This window comes from Monashia sp. HAY1-5C (genome assembly GCF_056755255.1).
The window spans coordinates 1-265 of the sequence record NZ_JBPGXG010000410.1; the positions used below are offsets into that span (position 1 = coordinate 1).

1 protein-coding gene is annotated in these 265 nt (G+C 65.7%); it reads left to right on the top strand.

Features of this window, described 5'->3' with window-relative positions; translation table 11 throughout:
* Nucleotides 1–265: aldehyde dehydrogenase family protein (locus ACR9ZK_RS22240; RefSeq protein ID WP_481344113.1), on the top strand; the 265-nt coding region annotated here is incomplete at both ends.

Below are 265 nucleotides of genomic sequence, written 5' to 3' on the forward strand. Positions count from 1 at the left end.
TTCCATGGCCGGATGGAAGATCGGGCCGGCACTTGCGGCCGGCAATGCCATCGTGCTGAAGCCATCCGAGATGACGCCTTTTTCGACGCTCCATATGGCCGAGCTTTCGGTGCGCGCCGGCATTCCCGCCGGCCTGATCAACATCGTGCTCGGCGACGGCCCGACGACGGGGGCTGCGATGACGGGCCATCCCGGCATCGGCAAGATCAGCTTCACCGGTTCGACCGCCGCAGGGTCGGCGATCATGGAGAATATCGCCCGCGAC